General features: G+C 70.1%; 1 protein-coding gene. It reads left to right on the forward strand.

What is annotated here, in order from left to right:
* On the forward strand, nucleotides 1–1,849 hold a 1,849-nt coding region (gene dxs / locus HLH36_RS19380; RefSeq protein WP_182987913.1), incomplete at both ends, for a 1-deoxy-D-xylulose-5-phosphate synthase.

Here is a 1,849-nt window from a genome sequence, read left to right on the forward strand (position 1 = left end):
TGGCCGAGGAATTGCGGGCCGAGACGGTGGACGCGGTCTCGACGACCGGCGGCCATCTGGGTGCCTCGCTGGGCGTGGTGGAGCTGACGGTGGCGCTGCACGCGGTGTTCGATACGCCCGACGACCGGATCATCTGGGATGTCGGCCACCAGGCCTACCCGCACAAGATCCTCACCGGCCGGCGCCCGGGCATCCGCACCCTGCGCCAGCCCGGCGGCCTGTCGGGCTTCACCCGCCGCAGCGAGAGCGCATACGACCCGTTCGGCGCCGCCCATTCCTCCACCTCGATCTCGGCCGGGCTGGGCATGGCGGTGGCGCACCATCTGCGCGCCGAGCATGACCCCGCCTACCGCGAGCGCAACGTGGTCGCCGTGATCGGCGACGGCTCGATCTCGGCCGGCATGGCCTACGAGGCGATGAACAACGCCTCGGTCGCCGGCCCCGGCGCCGGGCGGCTGATCGTGGTGCTGAACGACAACGAGATGTCGATCGCCCCCCCGGTCGGCGCCATGTCCAACTACCTGTCGCGGCTGATGTCCTCGCGCCAGTTCCTCGGCCTGCGCGACCTCGCCGGCAAGGTGGCCCGCCGCCTGCCCGAGCGGCTGGAACGCACCGCCAAGAAGGCCGAGGAATATGCGCGCGGCATGATCACCGGCGGCACGCTGTTCGAGGAACTGGGCTTCTATTATGTCGGCCCGGTCGACGGCCACGACCTCAACCAACTCGTGCCGATCCTGCGCAACCTGCGCGACGCCGACGACAAGGGCCCGATCCTGCTGCACATCATCACCGAGAAGGGCCGCGGCTACCGCCCGGCCGAATCGGCGGGCGACAAATACCACGCGGTGGCCAAGTTCAACGTCGTCACCGGCGAGCAGAACAAGGCCCCCCCCGGCCCGCCCAGCTACACCTCGGTCTTCAGCCGCGAGCTGACGCGCCGGGCCAAGCAGGATGACAGCATCGTCGCCATCACCGCCGCCATGCCGTCCGGCACCGGGCTGGACGCCTTCGCGCGTGCGTATCCGGATCGCTTCTTCGATGTCGGCATCGCCGAGCAGCATGCGGTCACCTTCGCCGCCGGCATGGCCACCGAGGGGCTGCGCCCGTTCTGCGCCATCTATTCCACCTTCCTGCAGCGCGCCTACGACCAGGTGATGCATGACGTGGTGCTGCAGAACCTGCCGGTGCGCTTCGCCATCGACCGCGCCGGCCTGGTCGGCGCCGACGGCGCCACCCATGCGGGCTCGTTCGACATCAACTATCTGGGCTGCCTGCCCGGCATGACCATCATGGCCCCCAGCGACGAGCTGGAACTGCTGCACATGACGGCCACCGCCTGCGCCTTCGATGAGGGCCCGATCGCCCTGCGCTATCCGCGCGGCAACGGGCTGGGCCTGGCCCTGCCCGAGGAAGGCAGCGTGCTGGAGATCGGCCGGGGCCGCATCGTCCGCGAAATGGGCCGCCAGGCCGGGCGCGAGAAGGGCGGCATCGCCATCCTGTCGCTGGGCACCCGCCTGGCCGAGGTGCTGAAGGCCGCCGATATCCTGGCCGCGCAGGGCCTGCCCCCCACGGTGGCCGACGCCCGCTTCGCCAAGCCGCTCGACACCGCACTGATCGAGAATCTGGCCCGCAACCACGCGGTGCTGATCACCATCGAGGAAGGTGCGGAAGGCGGATTCGGCGCCTATGTCATGCACCATCTGGCGCGCACCGGCCTGCTCGACAGCGTCCGCTTCCGCCCGATGACGCTGCCGGATCGCTTCATCGACCACAACACCCAGGACGCCCAGTATCGCGAGGCCGGGCTCGACGCCACCGCCATCGCAGCCACCGCCATGCACGCTCTGGG

Origin of the sequence: Gluconacetobacter aggeris, assembly GCF_014174395.1 — a bacterium.
Classification (GTDB): domain Bacteria; phylum Pseudomonadota; class Alphaproteobacteria; order Acetobacterales; family Acetobacteraceae; genus Gluconacetobacter; species Gluconacetobacter aggeris.